A 19,771-nucleotide genomic window follows, 5' to 3' on the forward strand; every position below is an offset into this window, starting at 1 on the left:
ATTTCAGGTTTTTACTCGTGATTACAATCCAGTCTACTTTCAGACTTTTTTTGTTTATACTGATCCTATCCGGTCAATTTACTGGCAAGGATGATAATGGTATATCCAAGAGTGTAGATTCAAATGTTCTATTTGACCCTGAATTGACTGGGCCCGAAAGGCTATGCAATGTTTTTGGAAGCATTTTGGCTAATTACTTTGGAGGGGGCAACCCGGCCACTGACGTTTATTCTTGGGAATTGACTGGGCCAGGCGGTCAGACCCTTTTCAAAGGGGCAGGCGGTGCTGGCTTTCAAACCTTTAGCTATACCTTTTCGCTGATTGGGGTCCATGAGATCAAACTGGTAGTTTCCAGAGGAGGAATAGTCATTGGCAACCTTTCCAAATCTATAGAAGTGGTTCAAGGACCATTGATTCAACTAAAAGCCAATTATACCATCTGCGAAAACCAACCCATTACCCTGTCAGCTATAGATCCTTCTAGCTCTAATTTTTCTAACTATATCTTCGAATGGAAAGATGGAAGTGGAGCTGTCATAGGGAACCAAAATACACAAGTAGTAGATGCATCAGGAGATTATTCCGTCTCTTTTTTCTTTGAAAATGCATCAGGAATAAAAGACTGCGAGACTAACCTCACAACGAGGGTAAACCTTGCTCCTACTTTCACAATTAGTTCTACCGGATCATCTCTATGTCCTGACGCAACCATCACCTTTAACTCCTCCCCCTCCGCTCCTGGGGAATGGTTTTATCAAAAAGTAGGAGATCCGGACTTGATTTCACTAGGACGCGGCACCTCCAAAACTCTCTCTCCGAATCAAATCTCAGGTGGGTTTGGAGATTACCTTGTCTTATTTGAAGTCCCCAATCCCAATAATCCATCTTGCATCCAACAGGCTCAAAGCTCATTTACTTATAATCCCTTACCGGAAATCGAATTTATCAGCGCAAGTGGTGCTTCCGAATGTTTGGTTGCCGATGGCGCACTTACTTTGGAAGCAGTGACTTTCATAGACCTTATTTTTATTGATGGTTTGGGGATCAGTCTTGGTCCATTCAATCCAGGGGACCCAATTCTCATTCCTGGATTAAAGTCAGGAGCTTATACCATCACATCTCAACTCGGCAGCTGTACCAATTCTCTTGCTTCCGTAGTCCCTTTGGTTGATCCTCCCAGTCAGCTTTCTTTCGAAATCCAGGATGTAGAACCAGAAAAATGCACAGATACCGGGAAATTAAACGGCTCTTTTTTAGTTAAACTACTCAATGGGCCTGTGGTAGACGGGTCTTACCGAATACTTAATTCCAGAGGGGGGGTGTTTCGAAACCAAGCTTTGGGAAATGAAACAGAATTGTTTTTTGATGTGCCGGGTGGAGAATATGTATTTGAAATCTACGACAAAGACAGTTGCAACTTGCCCAAAGCAGAGTTGATAGACGTTCCGGCTTTACAGCAGGTGGCATTCAGTATTCCAGATTCACTTTCAATCTGTCAAACCTTTGATTTGACTCCTGAAACCAGTCAGGCATTAGAATTTTCCTTGATTTATCTTAAAGATGGGACCGAGACGATAAAGCCTGCGGGGGAAGCTTTCACTTTAACTGAAGCAGGGGAATATAGCTTGGTAGGCAGAATACCAGATCAAAATCTGCTATGCCCTTTGGAAAGGAAACTTTTTGTGTTGGTTGTGGACCCAGTTGACTTCGAACCTGTTCTTATCAATCAGGACTGTTTTGGAAATCGGACCTACGAAGCCAAATTATTTGGCAGTGACCCTGATTCTGTCATTTATCGCTGGTATGATGAAAATGATCAAATAGTCGGTACTGGGCAGTTTTTGAATCCGATTTCTTTTGGAACCTACAAGCTGGACGTACAGCCGGCCAATAGTACTGCCTGCCCCATCCCCCCGCTTGAATTTGAAATTTCCCAACCCGTTCTTTCAGTCGATGTTACTTTGACCTCAACCAAACTATGTGAATTTGGCCCGAGGGCAATCATTAGTCTTAGTACGACCTTTCCTGAAGAAATCACGGATATCGAATGGAGACGATACGATGATTTGGGAAATATTGAAAACTTACCTCAGTTTGATAATCAAGCTGAAATCACGGTAGATGTAGCAGGCAATTACGAAGCAGCAGTCTTTAGCCGTATTCCTTCCATCAACAAAGACTGTGAATTGGGAAGAAGCAGTTTGGATCTTGATTTGATTCCGGACAAAGTTCCTTTTATAATTCCGGATTCCCTTTCCATTTGTGATCCCTATCAATTGATCCCAGAATCTGCTGATCCTTTGGAGTTTGAATTGATATTTCCTGATGGAAAAACAGAGATCAAAGGCTGGAATGAGGCCTTTTTACTGGACCAGGAAGGCACATACACTGTTTTGGGCTATGACCCCAATATCAGTGGTCCACTTTGCCCGGATCAAAAAACAATTGAGGTAAAAATCAATCCTCCGGTGATTTTTTCTGCCGAATTGGTGGATCTTTCCTGTACAGGAGAATATCAATATCTGGCAAAAGTGGAAAACTACCCTCCGGATTCTGTAGATTATTTTTGGAGAAATCCGGCAGGAAGCGTGGTGGGTACTCAGGCGATTCTTTCTGCCTCCACCTATGGCACCTTCTCACTTGAAGTTCAGCCCAAAGGCTCAATTCCCTGCGGAATCATTCCGGTGGAATTTGAAATACCAGTTCCTGTTTTGGAAGTGGATGTCGAACTGACCGCAGAGACGCTGTGTCCTGACCAACCGGATGCAGCTTTGAGCTTTACTGCCAATTTAGAGGCAGTTCAGACCATCGAGTGGTGGTTTACTGACCTAAGCAACAATACATCTCAACTTACCTCTGAAACAGGCAAAACGGAAATATTGGCTATCGAAGAAGGAACCTACGAAGTCCAGCTTTTGAATTCTTTCGGATGCATTCTCGGAAGAGATTCCCTGATGGTCATCCGAAGTACGGACCAAAACCGCCCCATCTTGGAGGAATCCTATCAGATATGTCCAAGGTATGAAATCGCTCCCACGCTAAATCCAGGTAGCTTTTCCTCCTATGAATGGTATTTTGGCGAAAATTTAGTTTCAACCAGTCCCACCTTTAAACCCCTTCAAATTGGAACATATACGGTAGTAGTTTTTAGCGGAGAGGGGTGTGCCTATCAAACCCAATTTATTACTGAAGAAGAGTGTGAGCTAAAAGTGATTTTTCCAAATGCAATTCAACCTGGAAATCCTGACTTACCTTTCTTAATTTATACCAATTATCTAATCGACGAATTGGAAGTTTGGATATACAACAAATGGGGCAATCCTGTATTTCATTGCAGAAAAACTGATTTGATAACAGAGGAATCAACCTGTCTATGGGATGGATATGTAGAGGGAGACAAGGTTATTCCTGGTTCCTATGCCTACAGGGTATGGTATCGTAACAGAGAGAAAAACATTACCAAAGAAGAACTTGGGGCTATTCTTGTGATCGATTAATTCAGAAAGACAAAGTTAAGTGGAACATTTTTTGAATTGACTTCCGCAAGTAATTCCATGAATTGGAGTTAGTTTTGTGTTTCACCCTTAGATTACAAAAATCCCTTTGAATCCGACTCAATATCCAAAAAGGAATATTGAGATGTGGTCTTGGTTGCTGGTCTTATTTGCGTTTATACCTTCCCTAGAAGGCCGAATCGGAAACACCACAGAAATTCTTCCAAGCAATCTCATAGTACAATCAGACCCGACATTAGTGGGGCCAGAAAATCTATGTATTGTTTTTGGTGGTGTAGTGGGGACCTATAGTGGTGGTGGAGACCCCAACACGGATGTTTACAGCTGGTTGGTCACTGATTCCCAAGGACAAGAAATCTTCAATAGAAGTGGAGGCCGGCAGTTTGAAACTGTAAAAATCTCATTCAATCAAACAGGAACTTATTCTTTGTCTCTAAGTGTAAGGAGAAACAGTGCAACTATCTATTCGAAGACAGTTTCTATTAATGTCCAACAAGGCCCAACTCTTGCCTTACTTCCGGACTATCTTCTTTGCGGGGATACGCCTACAGAAATAACAGCCATTGATCCCTCCACTCCTAATTTTCAGGAATATAATTTCATCTGGACAGATGTCGGGGATAATGTGGTGGGTACTACCAATAGTATTTTTGTCACACAGGAAGGCTTCTATAAAATCGAGCTTTTCCTCAATGGTGCCAGTGGGATTCAGGAATGCTTAATTACAGGTTCGACTTATGTGGGACCCTCTTTGGACTTTGAGCTCAACGTATCGAAATCAGTGGTTTGCCAAGGCGAATCCGTTACCTTAGGTACAGATACACCACTTTCAGGTGAATGGTTTTTGAAAGGTCCGAGCTCCTCTACTTTCGAATCTTTGGGCAATTCATTTAGTGTCAATCTAGACTCTGATAAAATTTTAACCCCAGGGATATACGTAGCCAAATTCCGTGCGGTGGACCCTGACTATCCTGATTGTCCATCAGAAAGAAAAATCAGCTTTGAAGTAAATGAAACTCCGAAAATCAACTTCAATCATATTGAAAAGCCGGATAATTGTGCTGAACCTAATGGGGCTTTCTCTATAACAGCACTTAATGATTTGGATTCTTTAGTAATTGTAGAGACCCAAACTCTCTTGTCCAATGTATCCGCAGGCCAACAAGTTTCTTTTAATAATCTCAAACCGCAGCTGTATACAATAGCTGTATATTCCAATGGCTGCCAGTTTGTATCCATTGAGAATTTGGAATCCAAAGACCCTCCCATTCTCACTCCAAGCACACCGGCAATTGATATCCCCCAATACACCCTCACTCCTGAAACCTGCTCTGCATCAGGAATTAATTTAGGCTCAATAGCAATTAATTTCGCTCAGGGACAGGTAAACGGAGAATTTCGGATTCTATCTCCTGGAGTAGGATTGGTAACTCAGGGTACGATTACTGACCAAGACTCTCTGATAATTCCTGTACGAGGAGGCAGGTATTTATTCGAGTTGAAAATAGACGGCTGCACCTATCCAGTAGAGAATTTCACCATTGATTCTAACCCTTTGGTAACCTTTGATGTCCCCAATGAGATAAATATCTGTCAGACCTTTGACCTGATACCCGAGACTTCAGAAGATTTAATCTTTGAACTTACTTTTCCAGATCAATCCATTCAAACCTTGGATGCAGGAGAAGCTTTCACCCTCACTCAGGGTGGAGAATATTCTATTTTGGGATTTCCCGCTGACCCAAATTCTAATCTTTGTCCCAGAATTCAAAAAATCAATTCCACACTTGCCCGGGAATTTTCATTTGGACTCTCTCTGTATGAGGAGGATTGCTTTGGAAATCAAGTTTATAAGGCTGAACTAACCGGGATCAATCCGGAAGAAACTTCCATCCGATGGATAAACTCTGAGGGGGTGATTGTTGGCCGAAATGAATTGTTTTTTTCAACAGCTGTCGGGGACTATTCTTTGATTGTTCAGCCGCTTCAAAGTGGTTTTTGCCCCAAAAACCCAATCTTCTTCACGGTAGAACCACCGATTCTCCAAGTTGAGGTAAATATGAAGGCCAATAAAATCTGTCCAACCCCAGGCACCAGTAGGATTGAGGTAAACACAAATATGGAAGCGGTCAGGGAAATTGAATGGATATTTTTTGATGATGCGGGTAATAGAAGAGACCTTCCGGAATTTGAAAATCAGTTTGAAATAACTGTGGTGGAAACTGGAAATTATGAAGCAGTGGTGTATAACCGAATTGGTTGTGAAATAGGCCGTAATTTTATAAAAGTAGAAAATAGCGACTTACTAACTGAACCCAATTTAGAAGATGTTTATGGTATTTGCTCCAAAGGGAAAAGAGGACCTACACTTAATCCCGGAAACTTTGCGGAGTACTTTTGGTATTTTGGAGAGCAGTTAGTTTCGAAAGAACCCATTTTTACTCCAAAAGAGGCTGGGGAATATTCTCTAATGGTGATTACAGAAGACGGTTGCGAGTTTTTTGACAGCTTCAGAGCCTACGATGCTTGTTCTTTCGATGTAAGAATGCCAACAGCTATGGTTCTTGGAGATTCCTCCAGAAATTTTGAGGTCTTTTTGAGTGAAGGAGTCACAGAAGCAGAATTGTACATTTTCAATCGGGGAGGAAATTTGATTCATTTCGAAAAAGCCTTGGAAATCCCCTATGAGCAAGCCTTTTTGAAATGGGATGGAGTATCATTTGGGAGGTTGATTCCTTTGGGCACCTATGTCGTCAAGCTTAAAGTCCGGAATCCCCTGTACGACTATGAAGAAGTGATTACTTCCTCACTTTTGGTCATTGAGTGATTTGCCAGGGAATGTCTGAAAACTCTTTAGTAATTCAGAGGCATTTCCAAAAAAATGGACCCTCTCACCAGAGTTCAAAAAGAGCACTTTCCATCCATCAACAGGAGGAAATGGCATTTCATAATTTTTTTTGCACGGGAAAGCTAAATCGACTTTTTTTTCTATTTTGAGCCTCTTCTGAATGTTTAATTCAAACCCAAAAACCAAAAGCACTCATCTATGACTCAAACCATCAACCGGAGCGCCCTCTTCAACGCAAGTTGTCTGGCGCTGATCACCACTGCCTTTTCGTTTTCGATCAGGGCAGGTATTCTTCCTCAGTTGGGAGATTCCTTTGGACTGACTGCCGAGCAGTTAGGCTTTATCAACTCGATGTGGTTCCTTGGCTTCCCCATTTCTATGATTTTGGGAGGATTGTTTTACCACATTGTAGGTCCTGCCAATATTATGAGAATTGCTTTCGTCACCCATACTTTGGGGATTCTGATGACCATTTATGCTGGGGGGTACACTACCTTACTGATTTCTACGCTCTTTATCGGATTCGGTAACGGCTGTACGGAAGCTGCATGTAATCCGATGATTGCAGACATGTATTCAGGCACTACACTGAATAAGATGCTCAACCGCTTCCACATGTGGTTCCCAGGGGGTATTGTATTGGGAAGTTTGGTTTCCAAGTTTATGACAGACAGCGGATTTGCTTGGCAAGCTCAGGTTTGGGTGATGATGATCCCGACCATTGCCTATGCAGTGCTATTCTTTGGAAAAGCTTTCCCAAAACCTACTGTAGAAGGAGCCACTTCCGTGGGCTCGAATATCAAAGCTATGTTTAGCCCAGTCTTTATCTTCCTATTCTTCTGCATGGCCTTGACTGCGATTACTGAATTCGGACCTCAGCAATGGGTAGGTTTGATCATGAGTGCAAGCGGAGCAAGCCCAATGCTCATCCTCGCCTTGACTACAGGGGTAATGGCAGTAGGTAGATTCTTTGCCGGTCCGGTAGTTAAATCTTTGGGACAAACCGGAGTACTTCTTGGAGGAGCGATCTTTGCCGCATTAGGTATCTTTATGTTCAGTACGGTGACAGGCCCTATGGCTTACTTGGCCGCTTTGATCTTTGCTATTGGAGTTTGCTATTTCTGGCCTGTGATGGTAGGTGCCGTTGCACAGCGAGTTCCACTTTCAGGTGCGTTAGGCATGTCTATCATCGGAGGCGTGGGGATGTTCTCCACAGCTATTTTCCAGCCGATTATTGGTGGGTGGATAGACAGTGACCGAGCTGCTCAAGCTGCTGCGGGTCTTACAGGAGATGCTTTGGAACTAGCCGCTGGTCAGGAGACTTTGATGAAAATGGTTTCCTTCCCGGGAATTCTCATTGTCCTCTTTATCATCTTCTTTATCTGGCAACGAGGCAGCAAACCAGCCGCTTCAGCCGCCCATTAATTAAAAAATCAGGCAGCCTTCGGGCTGCCTTTTTTATGCCATGAAAAAACTTCCTCTTCTCTGTATTTTAACTTTTGTTTTGAACTATGGACTCGGTCAGACGATAAGAGGACCCATTCAGGTTCATCCCGAGCAGCAATATTTGATGTCCTCAGAGGGGGAGCCCTTTTTCTGGATGGCAGATACGGCATGGGAGCTCTTTCACAGATTGGACGAGAAAAATACTATTTCCTATCTAGACACCCGGCAAAAACAGGGCTTTAATGTAATTCAGGCAGTAGTTTTGGCCGAGCTGGACGGAATTCACACCCCGAATGCCAATGGGGATTTACCTTTTTCCCAACTCGAAAATTGGAAATACAATGAAGCTTATTTTCAGCATGTGGACCGGATTTTGGAATTGGCGTTGGAGAGGAATATGCATATTGCCCTACTTCCTACTTGGGGGGATAAGCTTTTCAAAGAATCCTGGGGAATCGGACCCGAGATCTTTACTCCCAGTACTGCCTACACCTATGGAAAATGGATCGGAAATCGGTACAGAAACCAAAAAAATCTGATCTGGGTATTAGGTGGAGACCGTAATCCCAGAGCAGACTCGGAGGATATCGAAGTTTGGAATCAAATGGCTAAAGGAATTCTGGAAAGCCAAAATCCAGACAATAAAATCCTCATCACCTTCCACCCCCAGCCTGCAGGTCCAGGGGGAAGTAGCAATTGGTTTCATGAAGCAGAATGGCTCGATTTCAATATGCATCAGACAGGTCACTGCCCCAATCAGGCTACTTATGATAAAATAACCCATGACTTGAGCCTGAGTCCCAAAAAACCGACCATCGATGGCGAGCCGATGTACGAAGAGCACCCGAAATGCTTCAATGCTAAAGAATTGGGCTATAGCGAAGCGGCAGATATTCGTAGAATTATGTACTGGAATGTATTTGCCGGAGCTGCAGGTCAATCCTATGGCTGTCATGCAGTCTGGCAAATGTATGATTTGGATAAAACACCGGTTAATGCTCCCCTTAAGCCTTGGCACAAATCCTTGGATTTGGAAGTGGCCAATCAAGTAAAACACCTCAAAAAGCTGATATTAAGCAGATCCTATTTTGATCGAATTCCAGACCAAGGTCTGATCAATGAATCTCAAGACTACAGCGAAGCCTATTTGGCAGCAACCCGAAATCAAAGTGGAACTTATGCTTTAATTTACAGTCCTGACGGATCAAAAATCCCTATCAATTTGTCTTCACTCAAAGGCGAACGATTCAAGTTGACTTGGTATGACCCAAGGACAGGGGCGCAATTCCTCGAGAATGATGGAAAAACAGTAGGAAAAGAAAAGAATCTCCGGGTGAATCCTCCCAGTTCGGGCAGAGGAAATGACTGGGTATTGATCGTGGATGCAATGGATTAAATTCCGCAGGAGTAGCTTTCGTATCGGTCTACAGCAATGGACCAAAGCTTTCCATCCTCGTCCCGGTAAGTAATGGTACCGGTACTTTTAAGCAATTCTATTCCTTCTGTTTCAATAATTGTCCCGTCTTTGAGTTGAATAGTACATGGGCCTTCAATTTTCTTGATATCTACCAGTTCATCACAACCCAAAAGAGCGACCAAAAACACAACAAAAAGCTTACGCATAGAGGAAAGATTTTTCGAATATGGCAAGAAAGTACGGGGAATAAAAAAACTCAGCTTTTTTGCTGAGCTTAGTGACCTCGTCAGGATTCAAACCTGAAACCTCCTGAGCCGTAATCAGGTGCTCTATTCAGTTGAGCTACGAGGCCGAATGGGTCTGCAAAAGTACCGATTTTAATTTTTTCTCCAACAGCCTCCTTCAAGATTTTTTAAAGAAGAGATTCATTCCCCAAACATGCCTTAAGAATAATTAAGAGCTTTTAAGGGGTTTATCCTCTCGGATTTTATATTTTTGCCCACATTCCAAGTAACGAAGACCTCTTGATGAAAAAATTATTTATTCTGGCCTTGGCCTTATTTTCCCTGAATGCTGTCCATGCCCAGGAGACTGAGAAAACACCTAAAACTCCAATCGGAGGACGCCCCAATATCCCCAGTGATCTTAATTTCGAGTTTGGATTCAATGTGTTAACCAACCGTCCCGCAGACTTGGGGACCAATTTTTTCCCATCTCGGACTTTCAATATCTCTTACCAGTTCCCAGTCCCTGTGGGAGGCGAAACATCCGGATTCACCATTAACCCTGGCTTTGGAATTGGTTCTGACAAAATTCAGTTCAGTGATGACAGAAACCTCTTCCGAAACGAAGATTTGGGACCTGAATCTTCCGAATTGGTGGATGTCACTGAAGTATACGGAGACGATCTTATCCTGAAGGCGAATAATTTTGCAATGAACTACTTCGAAATTCCCCTGGAGCTTCGGTATCATTTCAATAAAACCAATTACAGCAAAAGCTTCCGAATTGCGGTAGGAGGAAAAGTCGGTTTCCTGTACGAAGCCCACACCAAAACCAAGTACGAAACTGCAGATACCGGCAAGGTTAAGGTAAAAACCTCAGAAAATTATGGGGTGGAAAAGATCAGATACGCTTTGACCGTGAAGGCAGGAAGCCCTGGATTTTATGCTTGGGGCAACTTTTTCTTAAATGACATTTGGCAGGCAGGCAGAGGGCCTTTTGCAAATCAGGCCAGCCAAATCAACTTTGGAATTGCTGTGACAGTATTCTAAAAACTTTACAACAAGATCTTAATCCCCCAATTGGCTATGTACTTTTGGGGGATTTTCTTTTACGGCCAAATCCAGGAGAAGCCCCACCAGCAGACCAAAAAACCTGAGGCAAAACCCACATAGACTTCAAGAGGCTTATGGGCATTTAGATAGAGTCTTGAAGTGGCAATAGCTCCACTTAAAATCAGGACCAAGATTAAAGGATATAGCGGCTGGAAGTTTGAAAAACTACGTGCCAAGACCAGTACCAAGGCCAAAAGCCCTCCCACACCAGTCATATGGGCGGACATTTTCCACACAAAAGTGATCAAAGTAAGGACCACCACCGCTGCCAGAATCACAGCCATACCCTGCCAAAGAATGGGATCTAAATCGCTTTTCTGATAGAGAAAATAAGTCGTCAGGAAGAAATAAATACAGGTAATCAGAAAGGGAATAATCCGGTCCTTTACTTCCGGCATATGGAGACTTTTCACCGTACCCATAAGCCGAAGTCCGATAATCGAAATCATCGGGATCAAGAGAGTGGAAAGTATAATGAGGTAGAAAATCCTATCCTTGATTTGTTCCGGAATGCTTGTCGCTTCAGGTACCGCAAAAAGAATCATTCCATAGACCAAAGCAGGCATCAAAAGCGGTTGAAAAACCACCGTAATAACCAAAGCAATAATTCTCCCCACTAAAGTTCCTTTCTTAATCTAGCCACTGGTATCTGAAGCTGCTCTCTGTACTTAGCTACTGTCCTTCGGGCAATATTGTATCCCTTTTTATTCAGCATTTTGACCAATTTATCATCGGAAAGTGGCTTTTTCTTATCCTCGCCATCGACCATACCCTGAAGAACTGATTTAACCTCCCTGTTACTCACATCCTCCCCACTGTCTGTAGAAATCCCTTCTGAGAAGAAGTATTTCAAAGGATATACGCCAAATTCGGTCTGAATGGATTTGCTATTGGCCACACGGGAAACGGTGGAGATATCCATATCGATTTTTTCAGCAATATCCTTCAGAATCATAGGGCGGAGATTGGTCTCATCTCCATCCAGGAAAAATTCATATTGATATTTTAATATAGCCTCCATGGTCCTCAAAAGAGTATTTTGCCGCTGCTTGATCGCATCGATAAACCATTTGGCAGAATCTAACTTCTGCTTGACAAAAGTGACGGTCTCTTTAAGTTTTTTGTCCTTTTTATCACTCTTGTCATATGCGTCAAACATCTCTGCATATGATCGGGATATCCTCAACTCCGGCGCATTGCGAGAATTAAGGGATACCTCCAGTTTGCCACTATTATTGGTCAGGATAAAGTCCGGAATGATATACTGTGTACGAACCAGTCCATCAGAGATTCCTCCCGGCTTGGGATTGAGTCGGGTGATCAGATTGACGGCATCTTTTATTTCATCCTCGGAAAGATCCAATCTCTTCTGAATTTTGGAATAGTGCTTCTTGGTAAACTCTTCAAAACAGTCGTGAATGATCAGAAGAGCATGTTGCACATCCGGATCATCTGGGTGTTCTTTTCTTTCCAGTTGGATCAAAAGACACTCCTGAAGATTTCTTGCTGCAATGCCTGCAGGATCAAACGTCTGAATTTTTCGAAGAATCTCCTCCAACTCATCCAAGTCGGTCTCGATATTTTGTCCAAAAGCCAAATCATTGATGATCGCTTCCAGATCTCTGCGGATATATCCGTCATTTTCAATACTTCCAATCAGCTGTTGCCCGATGATTTTCTGGCGCTCATCGAGCTTGAGGAAATTTAATTGGGAAATCAGTTGCTCATGAAGACTGGCCTGACTGGAAATGGGGATCTCCCGGTCTTCCTCATCGGCATTATAATTTCCGTCACCCTGCATTTTATACCCACTGTACTCATCATCCAGATAGTCGTCCAGATTCAGTTCATGATCATCCCTGCCCAAGTCATCGTCATAGGAATCCTCGTATTCTTCTTCCTGTGACTGTTCTTGCTCTTTATCTTTTCCCTCTTCCAAGGCGGGATTGATTTCCAATTCCTCTTCAATCCGAGCATCCAACTCAGCAGTAGGCACCTGCAGCAGTTTGATAAACTGAATCTGCTGAGGAGAAAGCTTTTGAGAAAGTGTCTGAGAAAGGTTTAACTTTTGCATTGAATTGAGATAAAACCAGCAAAACGGGTTTAAAAAAAGCTTTTTCACCAGAAAAAGCCCACTGACCAAATTTAGGAAAAAGAGGCAATTTTTTGATAAAAACGTGATTTAATCGTTTTTTTGCATTCCATTTTATTCAGGCAGGAAATCCATTTTTCCAAAAAAAACTCACGCATGGCATTCAACAAGCGGGTCAAAATCAAGACCATACTCGAACAAAACCCAATCGGACAGGAAATCACACTGATGGGCTGGGTTCGAACCAAAAGAAGTAACAAAAACGTCTCCTTCATTGCGCTCAATGACGGCTCTGTGATTACCAACTACCAGGTAGTCGCTGATCCAAATCTTATTGCGGAAGATATTTTGAAAAAATGTACCACCGGAGCCTGTCTGAAAATCACAGGGACAGTGGTAGAGTCTCAGGGAGCGGGTCAAAGTTCTGAACTCAACGCAAAAACAATAGAAGTACTCGGAGAAGCCGATCCTGAAAAATACCCTCTACAGCCCAAGAAGCATTCTCTCGAGTTTTTGAGAGAAATCGCCCACTTGAGAATGCGTACAAATACCTTCAGCGCCGTATTTAGAGTACGCCATGCTTTGGCTTTCGCCGTGCATAAATACTTTAATGATAAAGGATTCTTTTACATCCACACCCCGATCATTACAGCTTCTGATGCAGAAGGAGCTGGAGAGACATTCAAAGTCACCACTTTGGATATATCCAAGCCACCTCGCACACCAGAAGGCGAAGTAGACTTCAGGCAGGATTTCTTTGAGCGGGAAGCCAATCTAACTGTATCTGGACAACTGGAAGGTGAATTGGCTGCGATGGCGCTTTCTGAGATTTATACATTCGGTCCTACCTTCCGTGCTGAAAACTCCAATACTACCAGGCACTTGGCTGAGTTCTGGATGATTGAGCCGGAAATGGCCTTCTATGATGCCGAGGACAATGCTGATTTAGCAGAGGACTTCTTGAAATACCTGATCAGCTATGCCCTTGAGCATTGCCAGGAGGACTTGAAATTCCTTCAATCAAGATTGGAAGAGGAAGAAAAATCCAAACCGGCCGACCAGAGATCAGAAATGGGACTTTTGGATAAGCTCCGATTTGTGGTAGACAATGAATTTGTCAGAATCACCTACACCGAGGCAATCGATATTCTGAGAAACTCAAACCCTAATAAAAAGAAGAAATTCCAATACCTGATCGAATCTTGGGGGGCAGATTTGCAGTCTGAGCATGAGCGATACTTGGTGGAAAAGCATTTCAAAAAACCCGTAATCCTGACCGACTATCCCAAGGAGATCAAATCCTTCTACATGCGTCAAAACGAAGACGGAAAAACCGTGGCTGCCATGGATATTCTATTCCCTGGAATCGGAGAGATCATCGGGGGGTCACAGCGGGAAGAGCGCCTGGACTTGCTCCTGAAGCGAATGGAGGAGCTACACATTCCGATCGAGGAAATGTGGTGGTTTTTGGATACCCGTAGATTTGGATCTACACCTCATGCCGGCTTTGGGTTGGGTTTTGAGCGAATGGTCCAGTTTGTCACCGGTATGGGTAATATCCGAGACGTTATTGCCTTCCCGAGGACCCCAGGAAATGCAGAATTTTAAACTCATCATCCCCGGCTTAGGTCGGGGATTTTTTTTAGGTGACCACCCAAAAAGTGACCCAGAATAGCAAAAAACGGTAAATGGTAAAGCTGGGAATAATGAAAGCTGTCAACAATACACTTCTCCAAATCGCATCAGCAATACCCGTGGAATAGGCCTTTTTGATCAAGAAATACTGATAAGTAAATATCCCTACAAGAAACAAAATTGAAAGAGTGAGCTCATTCAAAAACCCGTTGAATTGTAAATCCCCGATCCAGTCGACTAAACCAATTAAGCCCGGAAAGGCCACTAAAAAGACCAAAATGTAAAACCCATAGAAATAAGCAGAACCCGCAAAGAAATCAATGAGGTAAAACCTCCTGTCCCGAAGGAAAAGGAGCTTCAAAAACAAGCCATGCAACAAAACCAGCAAAATCAAAAGTAGTTTCCCGTTCGAATTGGAGGTGGCTTCATAGGATGTCCTGAAAGAAGTTGCTTCTTCCGGGTGCTGTTCTAAATAGTTTTCAACTACGGGCCTGACCCAATCACTATAGGGAAGATTGTACATTTGGATATCCAGCGAAGTATTGAAGGTGGAGATCAGAGGAAAAAGAAAGTAAATCAAGTTGGCAAAGAAAAAAAGCTGCAATGGAGAAAGGTATTTTTTACGAACCCCGTCCACAAAGCTTTTGGTGAGTGCTCCAGGCTGGGTGAGGAGCAATTTGATCGTCCTGAAAAATTTTCCATCAGCGACGAAAATGGAGGAAATCAACTCCTCAACAAAAAATTCCAGTCGCTTATCCTGAAGCTCTATTCGCTTTTCTCCACAGGAGTGACAATATGATCCTAGAAATGGGGTTCCGCAACTTGGACAAGTAGGAGATTCAGCTTGAGACATTGAAAAATTCTTTGAAAAATCAATTTGACAAATTCACTGCTGAATTCAAACCCCAACCGATGGCGTCAGCTTATTACTTTTACCCTTCTTGCCAAAGGAATACACAGTACGCTGAAAAAGATAGCTAAATAACCCACGATATTGAAGTTGGTCAGCTGTCCTGCTTCATTTTCACCGATAATCAGCCCTGCTATCAACGAGGCAAGTCCTGCTGCTAATTGCTGCACAGCCGAATTGAAACTCAGAAAACTCCCTCTGTTTTCAGGCTTGGCTGTGCCGGTGATAATAGCAGCAGCTGGGACATAACGCCCGTTTGAAGTCACAAAAAACATCGTGGTAATCATCAGCACGAAAGGAATTGGTGTCACTCCCAAGTGGGTAATTACCCCTATAGGAATCAAGTTGAGCAACATGAAAATGGTAAACACTTTCAGCTTCCCATGTCGATCGGACAGCTTTCCTACCCACGGGGAAGTAAACACTGTAAACCCACCACCGGCAATGTAGATATAGGTCAGCTGTAGTTCAGTAAAACCTACATTAGCTACATTAAAGGGACTGAGAAAAGGAATGATCATAAACTGCCCAAACATCATCATCACAGAAAGCGAGATAGCCTTCATTTGATTTGAATTACTGGTAACTCGGGAAATCACCTGCATTGGGGTGGGCTTGACCAGTTCCTGATCCATATGATCACGAATAGAGGGAATAAATCGAAAAATCATCCCTAGGCTAAGAAAAGACAATCCAGTCAGAATATAGAAGGGCATGTGCCAATCCGAAAGGCTGGCCAAAAACAACCCGATAGGCACTCCCATCACCGAAGCAAATGAAAAAGCAGACATGACCAACCCCATGGCCCGGCCTCTTCTTTCATACGGGACCACATCTCCAATAATGGCCAAAATCAAAGCTGAAGTTAATCCTCCAAAAACCCCACTGAGTACTCTAGCTACCAACAAAATGGGGTAGTTTGGTGACAATGCACAGCCTAAAGTTCCAATCGTAAAACCAACATAGACCCAAAGAAGGATCTTTTTTCGATCAAAGCGATCAAGCACAAATGCTCCCAAAAAACTGGAAATCCCAGCGCTGAAGGTGTAGGAAGAGACAAGCAGACTAAACTCACTGGGACCGATTTCAAAAATTCTCATCAACTGAGGCCCCAGGGGCATGAGAATCATAAAATCAACAATGTGTATGAAATTAATGACTGCTAGAGTCCAAAGCAGAGGTTTTTCTTTGATGTTCATAAAAATCTATGAGTTCAAAACCGCATCAGGAAAAATTAAGTTTGGATCGGCTCTCATTTTTTCACAAAACATTTAAGAGCGTATAGGTCTTTCCTATATTTTCAGAAATATCAGAAGCGATCGTGGATCTTCGGTTTTGCTGTCCGGCGAGTTCACCGGCTTTTCCGTGATGATAGACCCCACAGATCAAGGCATTTTCAGGCGTGTATCCTTGGCCCAAAAAAGAAGTCAGCATGCCCGTCAGCACATCTCCTGCTCCTGCTTTAGCCATGTATTGTGTGCCTGAGGAGTTGAACAATTGCCGTCCATCAACCAAAGAAAGTACTGAATAAGCTCCTTTGATCAACAAATTCAATTGCCATTTCATACAAAATTCCTTGACCTTCATCAGCCGGTCAAGATGATCAGTAGATTTGCCAATTAATCGTTCCAATTCCAGGAGATGAGGAGTCAAAATACTGTTTTTGGGAATTAAGGAAATCAGATCCTGATTTGACGCTATCAAAGTGATCGCATCAGCATCCAAGACTATTGGCTTAGAACAGGCCTTGAGGATATCTTGAAGCAAATCCTTTTTGTCCAGGCCAATCGCAGGCCCTACTCCCAAGGAATCAAATTTATTCCAATCCGTGTTTTCATCGAATTCACACATGACTTCAGGAACCGCGCTCTGGATGATTCCTCTTTCATCCTTAGGTACAAAAGCAGTCACTAAGCCGGAACCAGTCCTCAATGCAGCCTTTGAGCACAAAATCGCCGCTCCCATCTTCCCTTTACTGCCTGCAACTATCGCCACTTTTCCAAAATCCCCTTTATGGGAAAATTGACCAAAAACACGGTGTCTGGATAGGATATCTTTTTCCTGTATAAAAAAATAGGATGTCGGGAAAGATGCGTATTCCGATTCACTGATTCCAATATCTGCCAAAACAATTTTACCGGAAAAGGAGGAATTTTCAGGAAAAAACAAAGCCAGTTTTGGGAAAGCAAAGGTTACTGTGAAGTCAGCTTTTACCCTTGGACCAAATGTAGGTGAATCGGCCAACAGCCCACTGGGAAGATCAATGGATATCTTGATTCCTGGAAAGGAATTCATGCACTCAATAATTGGAACAGCGGAATTCCTAATTGGGCTTTTTAACCCAACTCCCAGAAAAGAATCAATTAAAAGGCCTTCTCTTGAAGAATTAAATTCCTTCAAATCATAAATCAAAACTCCTTCAGGAACCCAATCCAAATTTTTCTGCGCATCTGCAGATAAGACGCTTCCTTCTTCAAAACACCGAAAAACCTGAACCTCCCATCCCTCTTTGAAAAGAAGCCTCGCTATGGCAAAACCATCTCCCCCATTATTTCCAGCTCCACAGAATACGAATACAGGGAGATTTTTTGGAAACTCCATGGATTTCCACCAGTTGATAAAGCTCAAAGCTGCCCGTTCCATCAATTCATGACTGGAAATCCCGGCATTTTGGATGTGGATTCGATCCAGTTCTTTGACCTGATCACCAGAGAGAATCTTAAGCATGGATTAGATTGATTTCGGGGACAAAGAAGTTTTGGGAATACTTACCAGAAGAAGGAAACCTAATCCGACCAAAAAGAAAACACCCAAAGAAGCAGCCGAATTTCGCATACTCCCAGTCAGTTGTTCGATTGCACCGTAGGAGAAAGTACCCAAAACGATGGCAATTTTTTCTGTCACATCATAAAAACTGAAAAATGAAGCATGCTCTGTAGTCCCTTCAGGAATCAGCTTGGAATAGGTGGATCTGGAAAGAGATTGAATACCCCCCATGACCATCCCAACTACAAAGGCGAGGGCATAAAACTCATATACAGAATACACATAATAAGCGGCACCGCATATTCCAATCCAGATTAGAACCATGATCATCAAGCTGATCTTATTCCCGAATTTTTTAGAGACCCAAGCAAATAAATAGCTTCCAATAATGGCAACAAACTGAATAATCAACACCGTCAAGATCAACTGGTCCCCGGGCATACCCAATTCTTTATCCCCAAAGGAGGCTGCGAGATACATGACCGTTTGTACACCCATGGAATAAAAGAAGAAGGAAGCCAGATATTTTTTCATTACCGGGATTTGCTTCACCCTTTGCCAAACTGACCTGATTTCCTGATAGCCCTTAAGGAAAAGCTGGCGCTCAATTTTCTTTTTGTAAGGATTATTGGGCAAAAAGCGGAAAGGAATCTGGGAAAAACCTGCCCACCAAAGCCCGGTGATTAGAAAAGATAGTCGGGCTGGAAGGCTGCCTTCTGACAAACCAAACAATTCTGGAAACTGAATCATGATTAGATTCAAAACCAAAAGAATCACACTACCAATATAACCCAACGCAAAGCCTCTGGCACTTAAAAAATCATATTCAGATTCCTCAGCGATTTCAGGAAGGTAAGCATTGTAAAAAACAATACTGCCTGCGTAGCCAATACTTGCCATCACGCTGCAGAATATCCCAAATTCCAAATTGGAACCATCAAAAAAGAATAAACCCACACAGGAAAGGGAACCTAGGTAGGCAAAAAGCTTCATAAACAACAGCTTCTTACCAGAAGCATCCGCGATACCGGAGAGCAAAGGGGAAAAAATGGCAATGACTAAATAGGAAAAAGAAATAGAATAGGAGTACAAAACTGTATTTATTACTTCCCAACCAAAAAACTGAACCCTATCGGACCCATCTATTCCTTGGGTGACACTATTGTAATACACAGGAAAGATTGTAGAAGTAATAACCAAACTGTAGACAGAATTGGCCCAATCATACATAGCCCAAGCACCCTGTACCTTGGATTTATTGTTAAGTTTTATGTTCATAGCGCAATAAAAAAGCCATCCAGAATAATCAGGATGGCTTTAAATATAAGAATTCGCTTGTTTAATCTTGATAAATCTTACCTGTAGAGGCGTAAAGGACTCTTCGGGCATCCGCATTTCTCAACTCAGTCTGAACGTCAGAGATCGGACCCATCTTCACGTCCTTATCTACTTTCAGAGAAATGGTAATCAATCCTCTATCTGCTTCAGGAAGCATATCTCTTTCTTGGTTGACCCACTGCACGATATCCGGAGCGGTAATCAGTACATCATTGGCCTGAACTCTTGGCTCTGAACCATACAAAGAAGGGTTCTTTGGCTTTCCGATGTAAATGTAAGAGATAAGTGTTTTTTTCTGAAGCTTTTGCAGCTGAGTAGCCTGAGGAATCTTTTGCTCTACCAAGATGGTCTGCTCTCTCAACACGGTAGTCACCATGAAGAAGAACAAAAGCATAAAGATGATATCAGGCAATGCTGAGGTAGGGATGCTTGTCGCTGTATTGGTTTTTTTCTTAAACTTTGACATA

14 protein-coding genes and 1 tRNA gene are annotated in these 19,771 nt (G+C 42.8%); 6 read left to right on the top strand and 9 right to left on the bottom strand.

Going from position 1 to position 19,771, the window contains the following annotated elements; all coding sequences use genetic code 11:
• Window positions 1-17: 17 nt before the first annotated feature.
• The 4 genes from AAA942_RS08795 (at window position 18) to AAA942_RS08810 (ending at window position 9,205) form a co-directional block, all read left to right on the top strand.
• Window positions 18-3,497, top strand: coding sequence for a hypothetical protein (locus AAA942_RS08795; RefSeq protein ID WP_338219870.1), 3,480 nt, complete (start codon window positions 18-20; stop codon window positions 3,495-3,497).
• Between the two features lie 106 nt (window positions 3,498-3,603).
• Window positions 3,604-6,342 carry a hypothetical protein gene (locus tag AAA942_RS08800; RefSeq protein ID WP_338219871.1) on the top strand — a complete coding sequence of 913 codons (2,739 nt, stop codon included), beginning with the start codon at window positions 3,604-3,606 and terminating at the stop codon, window positions 6,340-6,342.
• 219 nt (window positions 6,343-6,561) lie between these two features.
• Window positions 6,562-7,788 carry an MFS transporter gene (locus AAA942_RS08805; protein ID WP_338219872.1) on the top strand — a complete coding sequence of 409 codons (1,227 nt, stop codon included), beginning with the start codon at window positions 6,562-6,564 and terminating at the stop codon, window positions 7,786-7,788.
• 40 nt (window positions 7,789-7,828) lie between these two features.
• On the top strand, window positions 7,829-9,205 hold the full coding sequence (locus tag AAA942_RS08810; RefSeq protein ID WP_338219873.1) for a glycoside hydrolase family 140 protein: 1,377 nt from the start codon (window positions 7,829-7,831) through the stop codon (window positions 9,203-9,205).
• Here the strand turns inward: AAA942_RS08810 and AAA942_RS08815 are convergent.
• Both AAA942_RS08815 and AAA942_RS08820 read right to left on the bottom strand, forming a co-directional pair.
• Window positions 9,202-9,432 carry a hypothetical protein gene (locus tag AAA942_RS08815; protein WP_338219874.1) on the bottom strand — a complete coding sequence of 77 codons (231 nt, stop codon included), beginning with the start codon at window positions 9,430-9,432 and terminating at the stop codon, window positions 9,202-9,204. The two genes, AAA942_RS08810 and AAA942_RS08815, sit on opposite strands and share 4 nt — an antisense overlap.
• Before the next feature lie 72 nt (window positions 9,433-9,504).
• Window positions 9,505-9,578 (bottom strand) — tRNA-Arg (locus AAA942_RS08820).
• A gap of 175 nt (window positions 9,579-9,753) precedes the next feature.
• Between AAA942_RS08820 and AAA942_RS08825 the strand changes: the two genes are divergently transcribed.
• Window positions 9,754-10,500, top strand: coding sequence for a porin family protein (locus AAA942_RS08825; protein WP_338219875.1), 747 nt, complete (start codon window positions 9,754-9,756; stop codon window positions 10,498-10,500).
• Window positions 10,501-10,559: 59 nt separating this feature from the next.
• Here the strand turns inward: AAA942_RS08825 and AAA942_RS08830 are convergent, their stop codons facing one another.
• Both AAA942_RS08830 and rpoN read right to left on the bottom strand, forming a co-directional pair.
• Window positions 10,560-11,129 (bottom strand): phosphatase PAP2 family protein, encoded by a 570-nt coding sequence (locus AAA942_RS08830; RefSeq protein WP_338219876.1) that lies wholly within the window; start codon window positions 11,127-11,129, stop codon window positions 10,560-10,562.
• Window positions 11,130-11,179: 50 nt separating this feature from the next.
• Complete coding sequence (gene rpoN, locus AAA942_RS08835) at window positions 11,180-12,637, bottom strand: RNA polymerase factor sigma-54 (protein WP_338219877.1); 1,458 nt, start codon at window positions 12,635-12,637, stop codon at window positions 11,180-11,182.
• A 174-nt stretch (window positions 12,638-12,811) separates the two neighbouring features.
• Here rpoN and asnS point away from each other — a divergent pair, with 174 nt between their 5' ends.
• Window positions 12,812-14,263 (top strand): asparagine--tRNA ligase, encoded by a 1,452-nt coding sequence (gene asnS, locus AAA942_RS08840; RefSeq protein ID WP_338219878.1) that lies wholly within the window; start codon window positions 12,812-12,814, stop codon window positions 14,261-14,263.
• Window positions 14,264-14,297: 34 nt separating this feature from the next.
• On the opposite strand, the gene AAA942_RS08845 is transcribed toward asnS, so the two are convergent.
• The 5 genes from AAA942_RS08845 to AAA942_RS08865 all read right to left on the bottom strand — a co-directional run bounded on the left by AAA942_RS08845 (window position 14,298) and on the right by AAA942_RS08865 (window position 19,770).
• Window positions 14,298-15,143 carry a DUF3667 domain-containing protein gene (locus tag AAA942_RS08845; RefSeq protein ID WP_338219879.1) on the bottom strand — a complete coding sequence of 282 codons (846 nt, stop codon included), beginning with the start codon at window positions 15,141-15,143 and terminating at the stop codon, window positions 14,298-14,300.
• Window positions 15,144-15,208: 65 nt separating this feature from the next.
• On the bottom strand, window positions 15,209-16,399 hold the full coding sequence (locus AAA942_RS08850; protein WP_338219880.1) for an MFS transporter: 1,191 nt from the start codon (window positions 16,397-16,399) through the stop codon (window positions 15,209-15,211).
• Window positions 16,400-16,460: 61 nt separating this feature from the next.
• Entirely contained in the window at window positions 16,461-17,927 is a 1,467-nt protein-coding gene (locus tag AAA942_RS08855) for an NAD(P)H-hydrate dehydratase (RefSeq protein WP_338219881.1), read from the bottom strand.
• Between the two features lie 3 nt (window positions 17,928-17,930).
• On the bottom strand, window positions 17,931-19,244 hold the full coding sequence (locus tag AAA942_RS08860; RefSeq protein ID WP_338219882.1) for an MFS transporter: 1,314 nt from the start codon (window positions 19,242-19,244) through the stop codon (window positions 17,931-17,933).
• Between the two features lie 61 nt (window positions 19,245-19,305).
• Window positions 19,306-19,770 carry an ExbD/TolR family protein gene (locus tag AAA942_RS08865; protein ID WP_338219883.1) on the bottom strand — a complete coding sequence of 155 codons (465 nt, stop codon included), beginning with the start codon at window positions 19,768-19,770 and terminating at the stop codon, window positions 19,306-19,308.
• Between the last annotated feature and the right edge of the window lies 1 nt (window position 19,771).

It is taken from the genome of Algoriphagus sp. oki45, from assembly GCF_036245605.1.
GTDB lineage: Bacteria > Bacteroidota > Bacteroidia > Cytophagales > Cyclobacteriaceae > Algoriphagus.